This is a genomic window from Rhodoferax sp. (genome assembly GCF_013297935.1).
Lineage (GTDB): Bacteria > Pseudomonadota > Gammaproteobacteria > Burkholderiales > Burkholderiaceae_C > Allorhodoferax.
The window spans coordinates 321,542-339,378 of record NZ_JAAFIX010000003.1 but is presented as its reverse complement, the minus strand read 5'-3'; the positions used below and the strand labels follow the sequence as shown (position 1 = coordinate 339,378).

The window sequence follows — 17,837 nt, the reverse complement described above, 5'->3', positions numbered from 1 at the left end:
GCGTGAACGAAATATATCCTAATTAGTATCCCTTTGCACTGTGCGGTATTTAAATAATACCGACCGGTATCTTTTTTGCCGATTGTGACGATTCATGCTCAAACCGCTGTGACGAGGGCGGATATAGTGGCCAGGCGCCGTACGAGCGCCCCCGCACCAAGAGTGCGAGAGGCTGTAACCCCACACATGTTGGAGACTTGGTTGTGATGATTGGAAAACCCCTGCGAGGCGTGGTCGTGTGCGCTCTTACGAGCTTGATGCTGAGTGCTGCCAGCGGACGGTCACTGGAACTGTTTGTTGCTGACGCACCGCCGGTCACGATGATCGCCAGCGACAAAGAGCGCGGAATCGTGGGCGATCTGGTCGTGTTGGCGATAGAGAAAGCCGGTTATGCGCCTCGAATACACAACCTGCCATGGATGCGCTCGCAGCTACAGGTGAGCGCTGGCATCGACCAATTGATCATTCCTTTGTCCCGAACGCCTGAGCGTGAAGAGAAGTTCACCTGGATAGCGCCGGTGATGCCGATGGAACGGGCATTTTTTTCCCTCGACACGCCGGTTGCCAGCTTTCAAGAGGCCAAGACACGGTACCGTGCTATTGCAGTCGGTGCCGGAACCGCGCAGCTTGAAATCCTCAAACAGCAAGGGTTTGATGACAAGCAAATTCACATTTTGAAGTTGGGTGACAGCCCCGTGCGCATGCTTCAGCTGGGTCGGGTCGATGCTTGGTTTACGGGGGTGCCCGAGGGGCAATATGCCTGGCCCAACCGCGAAGTGCGGGCGGTCGCTGAGAAGCTCAAAATGAGCCGCGTGCTACACAGCGTGGACTTGTATCTCGCTTGTTCGCTGGACTGCGATGCCGACGTCGTCAAGCGCCTGCGTTCTTCTGTCCAAGCCTTGAAGCAGGACGGTACCCTCAAAAAAATCAGCAAGTCATACATGAAGAACTGACGTCGCTTGGCGCCCAGTCGACTTTAGCCCCGATCTTCAACCTTCCCATCCGCGTGCTTGGCAAAGCGGCCTTTGTCGCGTGGGTGCACGGGGTCGTTGGCGCCCCAGGGCCAGCCGCCGAATTCGGTACGACGGTAGTCGGCAAAAGCCTGGTGGATCTCGGCTTGGGTGTTCATGACAAACGGGCCGTACTGCGCCACCGGCTCGCCGATGGGGCGGGCCTGCAGCACCAGCAGTTCGCTCTCGGTATCGCCATTCACCAAAGTGCAGTCGTGGTCGGCTTGCACCACCATCACGGACTTCACAGGCACATCCTCTCCCGCGACTTGCAGAGCACCACCCTTGAAGAAATACAGCACCCGCCGGGTGTCCGCGCTCTGCGCCGCGGGCAGCGTCCACTGCGCGCCGGGGCTGAGTTGGATGGTGTAGATACCGAGGTCGCTGCCAGGCTCGCTGGCCCAGGAGTCGGGCGGGGGGGGTAGGCCCTGCTTGTCATTGAGCTTGCCGGCGATGCAAACCACTTCGGTGGTCTTGCCTTGCGTGTCGGTGGCGGTGATGCGGGGAATGTCTTCATGCCAGAACATGGTGAAGTGCGGCTCGGCCATCTTGTTTTTGGCCGGCAGGTTCACCCAGATCTGGAACAGCTCGGTGGGGTTGGGCGCGTCGGTGTGCAGAAGTGGAAACATCTCGCAGTGCACGATGCCTTTGCCCGCGGTGAGCCACTGCACATCGCCACCGCCAAAGCGGGCGGTGGCGCCCAGCGAGTCGGAGTGGTCAATACGGCCATTGCGCACGATGGTCACCGTCTCAAACCCCCGGTGGGGGTGCGAGGGAAAGCCCGGCACGGTGTCGCCGTGGTACATGCTCCACCCGTCCTTGCCTGCAAAGTCCTGGCCGATGTTGCGGCCTGCTAGCAGGGCGGGGACCGGGGCCATCTGCGCGTTGCCGGCCGGGTAGGCGTCGTTGTGGTGCACGCAAAACAGGAAGGGGTCCATGGTTTGCCAGGGGAAACCCAAGGGGGCGATGGAGAGCAAGGTTTTCATGCCCCCATTGTCTTAGCTGTTTCAAGGCCTTGCCGGCGGCCACTAAGATCACCCCCCATGTTGTTTTCTTCTTTCACTGCGCGCGTTGGGCTGGCAGCTGCCTTGGTCGCTGGCCTTTGGGCGGCGGATGCGCGCATGCGACCGGCCTCGATGCCGCCGGCCCAGGCGCTCATGACGGCCATCAGCGTGCAGGGTCAGCCGGTCGAGGCGGCCCCATTGCGGCGGGTGGCGATGGGCGATGTGCCCATGCCACCGGGCACCATGGCGGCGCACGCCAGCAGTCTGCTGCCCATGCCGGCGGGCAGCAATTCGGCCCTGAGCCTGTTCTGGTTTTCGGGTGAGCGCGAAAGCGGCCCTCTGGTGCAGATTGCCGCCACCCAGTGGGACCGGGCGAACGGCCGCTGGCGCGAGCCGCGCTTTGTGGTCAACCGCCACACCATGGGGGATGTGTTGGGCCACGGCTTGCGGCGCTTGGGTAACCCGGTGGCATGGATGGACGGGCAAGGCCGCATGCACCTGTTTGTGGTGGCGACCGGCTGGGGTGGCTGGGCTGCCAGCCGCGTGTTGCACCTGCGCCAGAGCAGTGACTCGCAAGACCTGAAGGACCTGGCGTTTGAGCCGGTGCGGGTGCTGCCCCTGTCGTGGCTGTGGAACACCAGTTTTCTCGTGCGCAACGCAGTCATGCCTCTGCAGGATGGCGGCGCAGTGCTGCCGGTGCACTTTGAGCTGGGGCTCAAGTACCCCAGCGCGGTGCGACTGGATGCGCAAGGCGAGTTTGCCGGGCTCACGCGCATGTCGCAGTTGGCTTACCAGCTGCAGCCTAGCTTGCTGGCCCGTAGCCCGACCGAGTGGATTGCTTTGATGCGTGATGAACGTCACAACGGCAAAGTAACCGCTGTGCGCACCGAAGATGGTGGCGCCAGCTGGCAGAACCTGCCGGACCTGCCGCTCGGCAACCCGGACTCAGCGGTGGCAGCGTTCGGCCTCGGCCCGCAACAAATGCTGCTGGCCCACAACCCTACGCCGGAGGGGCGTGCCAAATTAGAGCTGAGCCGTAGCCAGGAGGGCCTGCAATGGACCCCGCAGCAAACCCTGCGCCAGGGTGGCCCCGATGCTGAGTTTTCCTACCCCGCTATGGCGTGGGCCGATGACACGCTGTGGATCGCCTACACCGTGGACCGGGCCACCTTGTCGTGGCAGCGGTTCGCGCCCGGAGGCACGCCATGAGCTCGCCCGCTTTGCCTGATCTGGTAGTCATGCAGCTGTGGCTGCATGGGGGCTGGGCGCTGGTGCTGGCCGGTGGCGGTGCCGCCGTGTTTCAGCGGCTAGGCGTTCCCATGTTGCAGAGGCGTGCACTCGCAGTGGTGCTGTGCCTCTGGGTGCTGATGCCTGGCAATCTGTCTGCGGCCTATTGGCTGGGCTTGGCCTTTCAGGCGCCCAGTGTGTTGGGGCCGCTGGCGTGTGGGTATTTGGGCTGGGTGGCATTGCGTCCCCCGGCCGTCCGCGCCGCGGACACCCCACCCGGCCCGCGCCGTTGGGAAGCCGGCCTGGTGTGGGTGGGCATTGCGCTGGGCTGGGCTTTGCTCCTCGACACCTTTGCGCAGTTGCCATCAGCTTTGTATCCACTGGGTTTCGAGCCGCCGGTATTGCTCGGTTTGTCGGTGTTGGCCATGCTGCCGCTGTTGCAGGCGGGTGCAGTGCGGCGGGTGAGTGCGTGGTTGGCGCCTGCGGCCTTGGCGCTGTTTGTGTTGCTGCGCCTGCCCACCGGCAATGCGTTGGATGCGGTGCTGGACCCTTGGCTCTGGGTCGCGCTGCATGCGGTGGCTTTGCGCCACTTGATTGACCACCGGAAGATTAAGGGTTAACCCTACTGTTGAACGCCACAGTAGGCGCAGAGGGGTGTGCGCCGTATCGTTGCGCCCTGTTTTGAAGCCTGCGGCGCGCCTGTGCGTGTCCCTGCGTCGGGCTCATCGCATTGGCATTTCAACCTCTCTCCTGAAGACCCCTCATGTCATCCACTACCGAGCGCAAGCCGCTCTACAAATCTCTCTACGTCCAAGTGATCACTGCGGTGGTGCTGGGCGTATTTCTCGGCCACTTTTTCCCGCAGACCGGCGCAGACATGAAACCGCTGGGCGATGCCTTCATCAAGCTGATCAAGATGATCATTGCCCCCATCATCTTCTGCACGGTGGTGGTGGGGATTGCCGGCATGGAAGACATGAAAAAGGTCGGCAAAACCGGTGGCCTCGCACTTTTGTACTTTGAGGTGGTGTCTACCCTGGCGCTCATCATCGGCCTGGTGGTGGTCAACCTGCTGCAGCCCGGTGCAGGTATGCATGTGGATGCCGCCACGCTGGACACCAAGGCCATTGCGGCCTACACCGCGCCCGGCAAGATGCAGGGAACCGTGGACTTCTTGCTCAATGTCATTCCATCCTCGGTGATCGATGCGTTCGCCAAGGGCGAAATTCTGCAAGTGCTGCTGTTTTCGGTGCTGTTCGGCTTTGCGCTGCACAAGTTCGGCGGCCGCGGCACCATGGTGTTTGACCTGATCGAAAAAACCTCGCATGTGCTGTTCGACATCGTCGGCATCATCATGAAGGTGGCCCCCATCGGCGCCTTCGGTGCCATGGCGTTCACCATCGGCAAATACGGCGTGGATTCGCTCTTTTCGCTGGGTAAGCTGATGGGTGCGTTCTACGTGACCTGCTTGCTTTTTGTGTTCGGCGTGCTGGGTCTCATCAGCCGTTTGCACGGCTTCAGCATCGTGCGCTTTGTGCGCTACATCAAAGAAGAGTTGCTGATTGTGTTGGGCACCTCGTCGTCTGAATCGGTGCTGCCCCGCATGATGGAAAAAATGGAGAACCTGGGCGCCCGCAAGTCGGTGGTCGGTCTGGTGATTCCTACCGGTTACTCCTTCAACCTCGACGGCACGTCCATCTACCTGACCATGGCGGCGGTGTTTATTGCCCAGGCGACCGACACCCCGATGGACCTGACCCAGCAGTTCACTTTGCTGGCCGTGTTGTTGCTCACCTCCAAGGGCGCCGCCGGTATTACCGGTAGCGGTTTCATTGTGCTGGCGGCCACCTTGTCTGCCGTGGGCCATGTGCCGGTGGCCGGCCTCGCGCTGATTCTGGGTATTGACCGCTTCATGTCCGAAGCCCGCGCCCTGACCAATCTGGTGGGCAACGGTGTGGCCACCTTGGTGGTGGCCAAGTGGACCGGCGACCTCGACATGCAACGCCTGACCGAGGGCCTGAAGAACCCCACCCAAGTGGAAGCCCAGGAGCCCGAACTGCTGTTGGACGAAAAAGTGGCCACCATGGCCGTGCCCGCCAACGTGCGCTGAGGCGGGGAGGCGACTCCACCACCCAATTGAAAAGGGCCTGCGGGCCCTTTTTGTTTTTTGAAGGACGGAGCAAGGAACTACGGTGGGCCAGCGGGCGCTGACTTTCATTCTCAAACCTGTACGTATGCAAAGAAGATCCGCACTCGCAACGCTCGCCGCGCTCCCGGCCCTGTTCAACAGCAGCCTTGCAGGCGCATCCACCCAAGCACTCTTGCAGTCACTCAAGCCGTCGCCCCGCATGCCGGTGCTGTTTATGGGGCATGGCAGTCCGATGAACGCCATTGAAGACAACGCCTGGCGCCGGGGCTGGCAGGCCATGGGCAAGGAGTTGTTGGCACGGCAGGCGCAGCCGCAGTTGGTGTTGTGTATCTCTGCCCATTGGCTGACGCAGGGTTGGCAGGTGACCGGAGTGGCGCAGCCCCAGACGATCCATGATTTCGGTGGTTTTCCTCAGGCTTTGCACGACGTGCAATACCCGGCTCCGGGTGCACCAGCCGTGGCCCGCAGCCTAGCGCAGGAGATCAAGGTTCCCTCGGCTGAGCGCTTGGTGGTGGATACGGGGCAATGGGGCTTGGATCATGGGGCCTGGTCGGTACTCAAACCCATGTTTCCAAAAGCACACATTCCTGTGCTGCAGCTCAGCATGGACTACAGCCGCCCGCCGGCCGAGCACTTTGCGTTGGGTCGCCAGCTGCACGCGCTGCGCAGCCGCGGGGTGCTGGTGGTGGGGAGTGGCAATATCGTCCACAACCTGCGCGCGACCCGCAACGGCAGTGGCCCGAACGAGACTTACGATTGGGCCCGCGAGTTCGACACCGTGGTGCAGGACCAGATCAAAAAAGGCCAGCTCGACCAGTTGGCCGCGTTCCAATCGCTGGGCGCCGTGGCCCAACAGGCGCACCCTTCGCATGAGCACTATCTGCCTTTGCTGCTGGCCGCGGGGGCCGTTAAGCCGGACGAAATGCCGCGCTTTTTCAACACAGGCTTTCAGTCGGCCTCCATTTCGATGCGCTCGGTGATCTGGGGCTGATGGATGTCTCGATAAACGCCTGTTCGATCAGGTGCCTCAAAGACATGGCAGACTTCAGGGACTTGTGATGCTTCGATATTCGACCAAAGGAAACGAAATGAAAGTCCTGATGCTCCACGGCATTAACCACAACATGTTCGGCAAGCGTGACCCGGTGCAGTACGGCACCATCACGCTCGATGAGATCAACGCCGACCTGACTGCCTTGGGCCGCGAATTGGGTGTGGACGTGGAGACCTTTCAAACCAACCATGAAGGTGCCATGTGCGAGCGCATTCACCAGGGGTTCACGGAGGGTGTGGACGCGGTTCTCATCAATGCCGGTGCCTGGACGCACTACAGCTACGGCATCCGCGACGCGCTGGCCATCCTGACCTGCCCTATCGTGGAATTGCACATGTCCAATATTCATGCCCGTGAGGAATTCCGCCACAAATCAGTATTCGCGGAAATCGTCAAGGGCCAGATCGCAGGCTTCGGCGTGGATAGCTATCTGCTGGCCCTGCGCGCCGGGGTGTCGGCAGCGAACGCTGCGAAAAAATGATCAGCAACGGCAATACAGAGCTCATTATTCATCTCGGTTACCCCACCCATGATCTACACCCCCGGGTTAAAAAAGCCGGGGACAATGTGGCGGTAGTGCCCAAGGGTTCCAAGCCCGAATACTTCTCCGCCTTCTTGCGCAGCGTGTTCAGGCTCTCCAACATCCGGGGCGCGCTGATTTGCAGGGCGACATGTTCGATGGTGCCGGCTTCGTGCGCGGGGTGCTCCGCAAACGGCTGGCAGCGCGTTTGCGCCAGCACTACCCAGAGATCGAAGTCACCACCGGTTCTACTGACCCGTTGGGTTTTGACTTGGTCGTGAATGCCACGCCCCTGGGCATGAAGGAGGGCTATCCCATGCCCCTGGAGGTGTCACGCCTGTCGGCCCGTACTTTTGTGGTTAAGTTGGTCATGAAAACCGAAACTACGGCGCTCCTTGCTGAAGCAATACTGCGCGGGTGCAACGTGCGGGTGGGCTCAGACATGCTGTTTGAGCAGACTCCGGCATATCTGGAGTTTTTCGGCCGGCCCAGTACCAGCGCGGATGAGCATCGTTCGCTGGCAACCTTGCAATACCAGTAGTTCTGCGAGCTGGCCTTGCCCCGGGTCTTGTTTCAGGTGTCTATCGGGCGGCTGTGAGCAGCCACTCACGGCGGAACAGCCAGTCCTGCACCTGCCAGAGGTTGTCCAGCGTGACTTCGCCGTCCTTGTGCCGGCTTTTCACGTGCCAGCGCTGCGCCAGCAGGGTGCACTGGGGCAGGCACGACGGAGGCTCCTTCAAGTCCTCCTGCAGCCAGATCACGGCATCAAATTCATTCAGCAAGCGCGCCAGCCGTTCCTTGGGCGGCATTTCCGGGTAGAGCGCCCCGGTGTTGCGGCCTTCGGCGTCGTAGGGTGTGATGCGCGCGCCATGGAGTTGGAAGTGGTAGCGCTCGTACTGCCCGGTAAAGCCGTTGGGCACGGCAACTCGTTGGCCCGTCATCTGCGCTTCGATGGCCGGGCTGTAGCCCGCCTCGTCCTTGGAGATGGGCTGGACCATGAGCGTGAAGCAGCCATACACCGCCAGCACCGCCACCAGGCTGGCGTAGGCAGCCCATGATTTGCGACAAAAACCGGCGATAGCCCCGGCAGTACCTGCGCAAGCCGCTATTAAAGTAATAGCAACTTCGGTGGGCGACGCCATCTGAAGGGTGCCCATCACCCAGCTGATGCGGCCCAGCATCACGAGTGCCGGCACGGTGATCAGCAGAGTCAACCAGAACCAGAGTCGCGGTAGCCGGTCCCACACCAGTGCCATGGCGATGGCCACTGCCGGCATGGCGGGAATGACATAGCGTTCCGAGCGCTGGTTGGGGATGGTGAACACCACCAGCCACACCACTACCCAGGCCAACAAGATCCAAAGCGCCGGGCTGAGGCGGGCGGGTTGCAGCAACGTGCCGGTGTGGCGCAGTGCCAGTAGGCAAAAACCCAACACCGGTAGCGCCAGCAAGCCGCCGTTGGACGGGTAAGCCAGCAACTGGGTCCACATGGGGTAGGGGCCGGAGAGGGCGGCCTGCCAGTAGCCCATGCTGCTGGACATCTTGCCTGCGTTCTCGGCCACCACGAATTCTTGCCACACGCTGGCAGGGTCCGGGTCCAGCACAAACCACAGGGCAAAAATGCCCACGCCCAGCAAGGTGCTCCAGCCTGCGCCGAGGGTGGTGCGGACGGCGGTGCGCCAACTCCACGGCGTGCTCAAGAGCACGGCACACCACAGCGCCGCAGCCGCGGGAGCTACCAGGGCAAACGACTTGTAGGCAGCGCCCAGACCCATGGCTATGCCGAACAGTGTGTAGGCCAGCGGCCCGGGGGTAGGCCCGGTGGCGGGCGTGAGCGAGCCGGTGGAGGGCAGCCGCAGCCAGAGCAGCCACCACATGGGCAGCGCCAGCCAAAAGGTTTCGGGTGCAGAGGTGAGGTACACCCGCCCGTAGCGGAAGGTCGAAAAGAAAAGCAAATACAGCGCAGCGGCGATGCAGGCGGTGCGCAGTTTGCGGCGGTCATCGGCCAGCCGGTAGGCAAAAAAAGCGAGCAACGCCGTGGTGCAGAAGGTGTAAGCCACACTGGGGAGCCGCAGCGCAAACAGACTCCAGGTCTGGCCCCAGTTCCCCGCCACCATGGCTTGCCAAATGAGCAAGGGCGGCTTGGTGTTGCGGGTGCCCACCAGTTCGGACTGCAAGGGAAGCCATTGGCCACTTTCCGCAGTCATGCGGGCAATATGGATGTAGACCATCTCATCCCCGTTGGTCGGAGCGTAGCCGCCGCCCAGACCTAAAAGGTACAGGGTGCTTGCTATAAAAACAAGAGCTAGCCACGCAATATCTACGGGGGCTAAAGACTTATTTGGCATAAAAGTGTGTGATGAGGTGAATCGCAGACACCCCGGCTGCCTAGTCGCGGTGGCGCTTGAAGGTCCACCGGTCGTTCGCCAGAAAGTTGCTTACGCTGGCCGCCACAATGGCAATGATGTTGGCCAAGCGGTAATCCATGCTGCCCGACAGCAGCAGGGTCAGCACGTATTGCATGCCACTGCCGAACGCCGAGGCCGTGACGTACTGACCGAACTCCATGCCCAGCAGGCGCAGGCTTACGGGCTGCACCTCGCCGGCTTCCAGGGTCTTGACTCGGTCGGACCAAGTCCACAGGCGGTTCCAGGTGAAGTTGTTCAGCGTTGCCAGCGCAATCGCCAGCACCAAGGAGAAGTAGGGTTTGTTGTAGCCCGACTCAATCTCGTTGAACAAAAACTCATGCCCGAAATGCAGCACCGCCAGATTCACCACCGTGCCACTAGCGCCCACAATGCCGAACTTGATGTAGCGGTAGCGCTCCAGCAAACCCAAGGCCCACAGGACCGCGCGTTGCAGCCCGCTCATGCGCGAGGGCCCTCGCCCGGCGCGCTCAGGAATTGCAGGGCCTGCTCAAGCACCGGATCGGGTGCAATGCGCTTGAGGCACTGGTTGTCGCCATCGCAAAAGGTGAGGCGGTGGTTGTAGGCCGTCAAGCACGGCGAGCAGGCAATGCCGCTCTCCAGCATGATGGTCCGCTTGCCCAATGGCCCATAGAGTTTGCCGGTCTCGGGGCCGAAAAACACCATGGTCTGGATAGGGGTGACCGTGGCAAAGTGGCTGGGGCCGCCGTCGTTGGTGATGAGCAGGCGGCTGGCATGCATCAGCATCAGCAGCTCGCGGATGCTTTTGGTGTAACCGGTCAGGTCAATACAGGCCTCGCTACCGACTTGGGTCTTGAGGTCACGCGCCAGCACCGCATCGTCTTTCAAGCCGATCAGGCCCACGGCGTACCCGGCGTTGCACAGGCCCTGCACCACGCGGGCGTAGTGGCTGGCAGGCCAGGCCCGCTCCGGCAGGATGCCGCCACCCGCATAAACCAGCACCAAACCGCGATCGGCGGTTGCGGGGTGGTCCGACGCGACTTTGTTGCGGTAGGCCTGCAGCTCGCCGGGGTTGAACGCCACCGACAACTCCGGCTCGGCCGGAATCTCCCGGATCACGCCGGCCCGGTTGCGCGGCATGCCTTCGGGCGACTGCAGTGCATCTACCAGCGACAAAAACTGCTTGCTGATGTGCTGGTAGGGGTTGTAGGGAATGCTGTGGTTGATGAAACTGCCGCGGTACAGGCCCTCTTGGGTGTGCGGCGTAAAGCCCACCCGCACAGGGGCGCCGGTGCTGAAGGACAGCAGGGCGCTCACCCGCGAAAACAGCTCGCAGTCGATCACTGCATCCAGCCCGATGCTCCGGAACTTAAGGCTGACTTTCAAAATATCCGAAATCAGCGAGCCGCCGGAGCTGTCGTCCAGCGTGTGCATGTGCTCCACCTCTGTCAATGACAGGAGCTTGGAGACTTCCTGGTTCTTTTTCAGCTGCAGGATGTGGATAGCAGCCCCGGGGTATTGGCGGCGCAATGCCGCAAACATGGGGCCGGCGAGCACGATGCTACCCATTTCCGACAGCAGAATCACCAGAATGTTTTTCGGTGCGGCCGGCATCCGGGCCGGCGCACTGAACAGGCTGGTGAGCTTGACCCATCCGGACACCGCACTGCACAGGAGCTGGCCGGCCCAGCGGTCAATGAAGCGTTGTGTCTGGATATTCATGGGTCTGGCGGTTCCTGTTTACTTCAGTCCGGCAGCAGCGCGCAAAGCAGCGGCTTTATCAGTGCGCTCCCACGTGAACTCGGGCTCTTCGCGGCCGAAGTGGCCATACGCCGCAGTTTTTTCGTAGATGGGGCGCAGCAGGTCCAGCATCTGGATGATGCCCTTGGGGCGCAGGTCGAAGTGCTCGTTCACCAAGGCGGCAATCTGGTCGTCTGGAATGACGCCGGTGCCTTCGGTGTACACGGTCACGTTCATCGGCTTGGCGACGCCAATCGCATAGGCCACCTGAATCTGGCACTGCTTAGCCAAGCCGGCCTTGACGATGTTTTTGGCGACATAGCGGGCAGCATACGCGGCAGAGCGGTCCACCTTGGACGGGTCTTTGCCCGAGAACGCACCACCGCCGTGGGGGCAGGCGCCACCGTAGGTGTCCACAATGATTTTGCGACCGGTCAGGCCGCAGTCGCCTTGGGGGCCACCGATCACAAAGCGGCCGGTGGGGTTGATCAGGTAGCGGGTGTTCTGCAGCCACTCTTTGGGCAGCACCGGCTTGATGATTTCTTCAATGATGGCTTCGGTGAACGAGGCCTTCATCTTGTGCTGGGTCTCCGACTGGTCGGGATGGTGCTGGGTGGACAACACCACGGTGTCGATGCTGTGGGGCTTGCCGTCCACATAGCGCATGGTCACCTGGCTCTTAGCGTCAGGGCGCAGGAAGGGCAGGCGGCCGTCCTTGCGCAGCTGCGCCTGGCGCTCCACCAAGCGGTGCGCGTAGTAAATGGGAGCGGGCATGAGCTCAGGTGTTTCGTCGCAGGCGTAGCCGAACATCAGGCCTTGGTCACCGGCACCGATGTTGAGGTGGTCATCACTGGCGTGGTCCACGCCTTGGGCGATGTCATTCGACTGCTTGTCGTAGGCCACCAACACGGCGCAACCTTTGTAGTCGATGCCGTAGTCGGTGTTGTCGTAGCCGATACGCTTGATGGTGTCGCGCGCTACCTGGATGTAGTCCACGTGTGCGTTGGTGGTGATTTCACCCGCCAGCACCACCAGACCGGTGTTGGTCAGGGTTTCGGCCGCGACGCGGGAGCGGGGGTCTTGCTTGAAGATTGCATCCAGAATCGCATCGGAAATCTGGTCGGCGACCTTGTCGGGGTGGCCTTCGGATACGGATTCAGAGGTAAAGAGGAAGTCGTTCGCCATAGTAGTTCTCCAAAAAATAAACATCAAGACGCGTTGCTTGAGCTTTGGAGCTTTCAGCGAACGCTTTAGCAGATCCGCCGGAATCGGCGAGGCACAATGGCTTCTTTTTAATCAGTTGCCCCTGTGAAGTCACCCTGCAAGTAGTTCTATAACTCGGTGACGCTGCAGATTTTAGCCCACGCATGGCCTTTGTATTTCGATTCCTGTCCCGACTGCCTTTGAACTGGTTGCACCGCATCGGCTGGGTGTGCGGCTGGTTGGTCTATGGCATGTCCGCCACCTATCGCACGCGGCTGCGTTCGCATGCCTTGGCGGCCAAGGTGGGAAGCGCAGGCGTCCGTGCCTCGGTAGCGGCCGCGGGCGAAATGGTGATGGAGTTGCCCCGTCTTTGGGCCGGCCCGCCGGTTCCCGTTCAGTGGGATGGTGCAGAGTTGGTAGAGGCGGCGGTGCAAGCCGGGCGTGGGGTGGTGTTTCTCACCCCCCACCTTGGCAGCTTTGAAGTCACCGCCCAAGCGTACGCGCAGCGTTTCGGCGTGCATGACGCACCCATGACCGTGTTGTACCGGCCGGCACGGCAAAAGTGGCTGAGGAGCATCATCGAAGCAAGCCGCCGACGTCCGGGGCTGGCGACTGCGCCAGCCAATCTGGCGGGTGTCAAGCAGCTGATCAAGGCATTGCGGGCCGGGCAATGTGTGGGCTTGCTGCCGGATCAAGTGCCACCAGCCGGGCAAGGGGTTTGGGCGCCCTTCTTCGGTCAGCCGGCCTACACCATGACCTTGGCGGCGAGATTGGCGCAGCAAACGGGCGCTCAGATAGTGCTTGCCTGGGGCGAGCGATTGCCTTCCGGTGCGGGCTTTCGGGTGTGTGTGCGCCCGTTTGAGGTGGAGTTGTCAGCTGACCTTGCGGAAGCTACCCGCCAGATCAACGAGGCTATGGAGCGGGTAATTCTTGCCCTGCCGGGGCAATATTTGTGGGGTTACGCACGGTATAAACAACCCCGGCAGCCCGAAGGCGCCGTGGACAAAAAAGGCTGAGTGGATGAGTCGTTGGATATTGCGGATGATTGAATGGCTGGGGCATTTGCCCTTGTCTTGGCTGCGTGCCGTAGGCGCACTGCTCGGGCTTGCCCTGTTTATCTTGGTGGGCTCGCGGCGACGTGTGGTTTTGACGAATTTGGAAATTTGCTTCCCGGACCAAACGCCCGCCGAGCGGCGCCGACTTGCGTTGCGGACTTTTGTAGCCTTCGCCCAGGCGTGGCTCGACCGCGGGTGGCTTTGGCGTGCCTCGCCGGAAGTTTTGCGGAATCGCCTACTGCTGAAGGGCGCCCTCGACGAGTTGGCGGGTGATGCGCCGACCGTACTGTTCGCGCCGCATTTCGTGGGGCTGGACGCAGGGTGGACCGCGCTGACCCAGCAGGTCCCGCGGTCATTCACCACCATTTACACCGACCAGGCCAATAAAGTAGCGGATGCTTGGATTCTGGCCGGGCGCCAACGCATGGGCGGGCGATTGTTCGGACGCATAGAGGGCGTAAAGCCCATCATTGCAGGCTTAAAGTCAGGTGCTCCCCTGTATTTGCTACCGGACATGAACTTCGGCCCGGAGGAGTCGGTGTATGTCCCGTTTTACGGACGTCCGGCAGCCACGGTTCCCTCCCTTTCCCGCTTTGCCCGCCTGTCGCGCGCCAAAGTGGTTCCCATACTTTGCAAGCTGGTGCCGCAGGGCTATGAGATTGCGGTCTTGCCTGCTTGGACGGATTTCCCGAGTGCCGACATGCAAGCGGATACCGCCCGCATGAATCAGACACTACAAACCTATATCAGCACCATGCCGGACCAGTATTTCTGGGTGCACAAGCGATTCAAAGACCAACCCGAAGGCTGGACGCCGCCTTACTGAGGCTGAGGAGCGGCGTCAGGCTTAGCGCTGGGTGCTGCAGTTTTGGGGTGAGCCCAATCCCACAGCAGGGTGGCAACTTCGTCGATACCGGTGCGTTTAGTTGCTGAAAAGAGGCGCACCTCTCCGCCACCGGCTTGCAGTTTGGTGATCGACAGCACTTTGGCGCCTTCGGTGCGCGTGAGTTTGTCGGCCTTGGTGAGGACGATAAGAAACTTCAGACCTTCTTCAACCCGCGGGCGGATCACATCCAGCAAAATTTCATCCAGCTCCGTCATGCCATGGCGTGGGTCGCACATCAGCACAATTGCTTTCAGGTTTTTGCGGGTGACCAGGTAGTTGGCCATCACCTGCTGCCAGCGGATTTTGTCTTGTTTAGGAACGGCGGCGTAGCCATAGCCCGGCAGGTCGGTCAGCACTGCATCAGTGGCACCTTGCTTGCCCAAGGCAAAAAGGTTGATGTGTTGCGTGCGTCCCGGTTTTTTGGATGCGAAAGCTAGTTGCTTTTGCTGCGTCAGTATGTTGATGCAGGTGGACTTGCCTGCATTAGACCGTCCCACGAAGGCGATCTCCGGCACGTCCAGTTCCGGCAAGAAATGGAGTTGGGGTGCGGTGGTCAAGAAGCGCGCAGTGTGCAACCAGCCCAGCGCCACCACGGCGGCACTTTTTTCGGTTGGAGTGATTGGCTTGGTTGACGGAGTGGCCGCCTTTGGGTTTTGTGTGTTGGTCATTGAAATTAGAGGTAAACCCAGAGCCGCATTGTAGAATGGCACGGTTATGGCCACCAGACACAACATCCCTATGAAGTTGATTGCTCAATTGATCATCGCAGCCTCCATGGCTACGCTCGCTGTTTCTTCCTATTCGGAAGAGCCTAAAAAAGAGGCGGCCAAGGTTGCAAAACCTGATCTCGCCAAAGGGGAAGCGAGCTTTGGGGCTGTCTGCGCTGCGTGTCACGGAGCGGACGGCAATTCTGCGATCGCAGGAAACCCCAAGTTGGCGCAGCAACACCCCGAGTATTTGGTCAAACAGCTTCAAGAGTTTAAGTCTGACAAGCGCAACAATGCCGTCATGAAGGGATTTGCCTCGGCACTCAGCGACGATGACATGAAAAACATCTCGTTCTGGTTGGCCTCCAAAGCCGGCAAGCCGGGCTTTGCCAAGGACAAAGAGCTGGTGAGTTTGGGAGAGCGTATTTACCGCGGTGGAATTGCAGACCGCCAGGTTCCCGCTTGTGCCGGCTGTCATAGCCCCAATGGCGCTGGTATTCCTGCCCAGTATCCCCGTTTGAGCGGCCAGCATGCTGACTACTCTGTCGCTCAGTTGGTTGCATTCCGTGACGGTGTCCGTAAAAACAGCCTGCAAATGTCGCAAGTGGCGGCCAAACTCAATGACCGTGAAATCAAAGCGGTGTCGGATTACATCGCCGGGCTGCGCTGATTTGTCAGCTTTCTAGGGTTCCGGGGAACCAAAGAGAGCGCTGACACCCCAATAGGCGGGACCATCCATCAGATGGCCCGCTTTTTTTTCGAGTGTTTTTCATGACTGTTTCCACCCAAGGTATCGAGATCAAGGCAGGCTCCCGCGCATGGCGTGCGGCTGTCGAGCTGTTTTCCTCGATGCGATTCGCAATTTCGTTGCTGACGGTGATTTGTATTGCTTCCGTTATCGGTACCGTGCTCAAACAGCACGAGCCGGTGGGGAACTATGTCAACCAGTTCGGTCCTTTCTGGGCCGAAGTGTTTCAGCGAGCCAGCCTGTTTAATGTGTACAGCGCCTGGTGGTTCTTGCTGATTCTGGCGTTCTTGGTTTTGAGCACCTCTCTATGTGTCGCCCGCAACACACCAAAAATTTTGGTGGATTTGCGTTCTTATAAAGAGAACATCCGTGAACAAAGCTTGCGCGCCTTCGGCCACAAAGCACAGGCTGAATTGAGGGAGCCTCCTGAAGCTGCAGCCCGGCGTCTTGGTGGCTTGCTGGTTGGTGGCGGTTGGAAGGTTAAATTGCAAGCTCGGGAGACACCCCATGGCACCGGCTGGATGTTGGCTGCCAAGGCCGGCGCCAGCAACAAGCTGGGCTACATTGCAGCGCACAGTGCCATCGTCTTGGTGTGCCTTGGCGGTTTGCTGGATGGCGATCTCGTGGTGCGAGCGCAAATGCTGTTTGCCGACAAGACTCCTTTCAAGGGAGGCGGCTTGATTGCGGATGTACCTGCGCAGCATCGATTGAGTGAGCGCAATCCGACCTTCCGGGGCAATGTGATGGTCTCGGAGGGCACACAGTCCAGCACGGCAATCTTGAACCAGTCAGATGGCATCCTCTTGCAGGAGCTACCGTTCGCGATTGAACTTAAGAAGTTCATCGTGGAGTACTACTCAACAGGGATGCCCAAGCTGTTTGCCAGCGAAATCGTGATTCATGACAAAGCCACCGGTGAGCAAACACCAGCGCGGGTGGAAGTGAATCACCCGGCTAGTTTCAAAGGGATAGAAATTTATCAGTCCAGCTTTGACGATGGCGGCTCTACGCTCAAATTTAAAGGCGAGCCGCTGCGCAACGGGGGCAAGGAATTTGCCTTGGACGGCACCGTGGGTGGTAGCCAGACCCTGGGTGGCACAGTGGGTGGCCTGTCGGAGGCGCTGACGGTAGAGTTCACCGGGCTGCGGGGCATTAATGTGGAGAATCTCTCGGCCGATGTCGCTGGCAAGACGGATGTGCGTGGCGTTGATTTACGGGCGTCGCTGGATGCTCAATTGGGCGCTGCCAACAAGCCCAAAGATGGAAAAACTCTCCGGAACATCGGGCCCAGCTACAGCTACAAGCTGCGTGACCAAGCTGGGCAGGCCCGTGAGTTCAATAACTACATGCTCCCCGTGGACCTGGGTGACGGGCAGATGGTGTTTCTGTTGGGAATGCGGGAGAGTCCAGCGGACTCATTTCGCTACCTGAGAATTCCTGCAGACGCAGAGGGCAGCCTCGATGGTTTCTTGCGTGCCAGTCGGGCATTGTCAGATCCTGCAATGCGACAAGAGGCTGTCCGACGCTACGCCATCAAGGCGATTGACTCCAAGCGGGATGATCTGGTGAGTCAACTTGCAGGGTCCGCTAACCGGGCTCTGACCCTTTTTGCGGGAGCCGAGGGGCGGGGCGCAGGCCTTCAAGCGATTTCAGACTTTATCGAGGCCAACGTACCGGAGGCGGAGCGCAACAAAGCAGGTGAGGTGCTGGTTCGTATCCTGAATGGTGTCTTGTTCGAGTTAATGCAAATGACGCGTGAGCAAGCTGGTCTGAAGCTGCTCCCGGCCGATGCGGTCACCCAGCAGTTTATGACGCAGTCGGTGCTGGCCCTGAGTGATCTGCCTCTGTATCCTGCCCCGTTTGTACTGACGCTGAGTGATTTCACCCAAGTGCAGGCGAGTGTTTTCCAAGTTGCACGCGCCCCGGGTAAGACGATTGTGTATTTGGGCTGTGCCTTGCTCATTTTGGGGGTTTTTGCAATGTTGTATGTTCGGGAACGTCGTTTGTGGATCTGGCTGGAGCCCGCACCAGGGGCCGATAGCGGCTCCCATGCAACGATGGCCCTGTCGACCAATCGGAAAACAATGGATGGTGACCACGAGTTCGCCCATTTAAAACGCCGACTCTTAGCCATTGAGGAACAATAA

General features: G+C 60.4%; 16 protein-coding genes and 1 pseudogene. 11 read left to right on the top strand and 6 right to left on the bottom strand.

Annotation, left to right across the window (positions count from 1 at the left end; translation table 11 throughout):
* Nucleotides 1–206 precede the first annotated feature (206 nt).
* A complete protein-coding gene (locus tag QZW03_RS07140) occupies nt 207–953 on the top strand; it encodes an ABC transporter substrate-binding protein (protein WP_296509284.1) in 747 nt (248 codons plus the stop codon).
* 23 nt (nt 954–976) lie between these two features.
* On the opposite strand, the gene QZW03_RS07135 is transcribed toward QZW03_RS07140, so the two are convergent.
* On the bottom strand, nt 977–1,996 hold the full coding sequence (locus tag QZW03_RS07135) for a pirin family protein (protein WP_296509283.1): 1,020 nt from the start codon (nt 1,994–1,996) through the stop codon (nt 977–979).
* 57 nt (nt 1,997–2,053) lie between these two features.
* On the opposite strand from QZW03_RS07135, the gene QZW03_RS07130 reads away from it, so the two are divergent.
* From QZW03_RS07130 to QZW03_RS07105, 6 genes and pseudogenes are all read left to right on the top strand, one after another.
* Nucleotides 2,054–3,223: a sialidase family protein gene (locus QZW03_RS07130; RefSeq protein ID WP_296509282.1), complete on the top strand. Its 1,170-nt coding sequence runs from the start codon at nt 2,054–2,056 to the stop codon at nt 3,221–3,223.
* Nucleotides 3,220–3,861 (top strand): hypothetical protein, encoded by a 642-nt coding sequence (locus QZW03_RS07125; RefSeq protein ID WP_296509281.1) that lies wholly within the window; start codon nt 3,220–3,222, stop codon nt 3,859–3,861. Before QZW03_RS07130 ends, QZW03_RS07125 begins: the two co-directional genes overlap by 4 nt.
* A gap of 143 nt (nt 3,862–4,004) precedes the next feature.
* The gene (locus QZW03_RS07120; protein WP_296509280.1) at nt 4,005–5,351 is read left to right on the top strand and encodes a dicarboxylate/amino acid:cation symporter; all 1,347 of its coding nucleotides are present in this window, start codon (nt 4,005–4,007) and stop codon (nt 5,349–5,351) included.
* A gap of 124 nt (nt 5,352–5,475) precedes the next feature.
* On the top strand, nt 5,476–6,381 hold the full coding sequence (ygiD, locus tag QZW03_RS07115) for a 4,5-DOPA dioxygenase extradiol (RefSeq protein WP_296509279.1): 906 nt from the start codon (nt 5,476–5,478) through the stop codon (nt 6,379–6,381).
* A 97-nt stretch (nt 6,382–6,478) separates the two neighbouring features.
* Nucleotides 6,479–6,925, top strand: a complete 447-nt coding sequence (gene aroQ / locus QZW03_RS07110) for a type II 3-dehydroquinate dehydratase (RefSeq protein ID WP_296509278.1) — start codon at nt 6,479–6,481, stop codon at nt 6,923–6,925.
* A pseudogene (locus tag QZW03_RS07105) lies at nt 6,922–7,505 on the top strand (hypothetical protein). Before aroQ ends, QZW03_RS07105 begins: the two are co-directional and overlap by 4 nt.
* 40 nt (nt 7,506–7,545) lie before the next feature.
* On the opposite strand, the gene QZW03_RS07100 reads toward QZW03_RS07105, so the two are convergent.
* Genes QZW03_RS07100 through metK form a run of 4 tightly spaced genes read right to left on the bottom strand, consistent with a single transcriptional unit; the run spans nt 7,546 to nt 12,276 of the window.
* Nucleotides 7,546–9,312: a hypothetical protein gene (locus tag QZW03_RS07100; RefSeq protein WP_296509277.1), complete on the bottom strand. Its 1,767-nt coding sequence runs from the start codon at nt 9,310–9,312 to the stop codon at nt 7,546–7,548.
* Nucleotides 9,313–9,352: 40 nt separating this feature from the next.
* Nucleotides 9,353–9,835: a GtrA family protein gene (locus QZW03_RS07095; RefSeq protein WP_296509276.1), complete on the bottom strand. Its 483-nt coding sequence runs from the start codon at nt 9,833–9,835 to the stop codon at nt 9,353–9,355.
* A complete protein-coding gene (locus tag QZW03_RS07090; RefSeq protein WP_296509275.1) occupies nt 9,832–11,073 on the bottom strand; it encodes a glycosyltransferase family 9 protein in 1,242 nt (413 codons plus the stop codon). The genes QZW03_RS07095 and QZW03_RS07090 overlap by 4 nt, the downstream gene beginning before the upstream one ends.
* Nucleotides 11,074–11,091: 18 nt before the next feature.
* The gene (gene metK / locus QZW03_RS07085; RefSeq protein WP_296509274.1) at nt 11,092–12,276 is read right to left on the bottom strand and encodes a methionine adenosyltransferase; all 1,185 of its coding nucleotides are present in this window, start codon (nt 12,274–12,276) and stop codon (nt 11,092–11,094) included.
* Between the two features lie 182 nt (nt 12,277–12,458).
* On the opposite strand from metK, the gene QZW03_RS07080 reads away from it, so the two are divergent.
* Both QZW03_RS07080 and QZW03_RS07075 read left to right on the top strand, forming a co-directional pair.
* Entirely contained in the window at nt 12,459–13,310 is an 852-nt protein-coding gene (locus QZW03_RS07080) for a lysophospholipid acyltransferase family protein (RefSeq protein WP_296509273.1), read from the top strand.
* 4 nt (nt 13,311–13,314) lie between these two features.
* Complete coding sequence (locus QZW03_RS07075; protein WP_296509272.1) at nt 13,315–14,175, top strand: lipid A biosynthesis acyltransferase; 861 nt, start codon at nt 13,315–13,317, stop codon at nt 14,173–14,175.
* Here the strand turns inward: QZW03_RS07075 and yihA are convergent.
* On the bottom strand, nt 14,169–14,903 hold the full coding sequence (yihA, locus tag QZW03_RS07070; protein WP_296509271.1) for a ribosome biogenesis GTP-binding protein YihA/YsxC: 735 nt from the start codon (nt 14,901–14,903) through the stop codon (nt 14,169–14,171). The genes QZW03_RS07075 and yihA overlap by 7 nt on opposite strands.
* Before the next feature lie 70 nt (nt 14,904–14,973).
* On the opposite strand from yihA, the gene QZW03_RS07065 reads away from it, so the two are divergent.
* Both QZW03_RS07065 and QZW03_RS07060 read left to right on the top strand, forming a co-directional pair.
* The gene (locus QZW03_RS07065; protein ID WP_296509270.1) at nt 14,974–15,612 is read left to right on the top strand and encodes a c-type cytochrome; all 639 of its coding nucleotides are present in this window, start codon (nt 14,974–14,976) and stop codon (nt 15,610–15,612) included.
* 101 nt (nt 15,613–15,713) lie between these two features.
* Nucleotides 15,714–17,837 (top strand): cytochrome c biogenesis protein ResB, encoded by a 2,124-nt coding sequence (locus QZW03_RS07060; RefSeq protein WP_296509269.1) that lies wholly within the window; start codon nt 15,714–15,716, stop codon nt 17,835–17,837.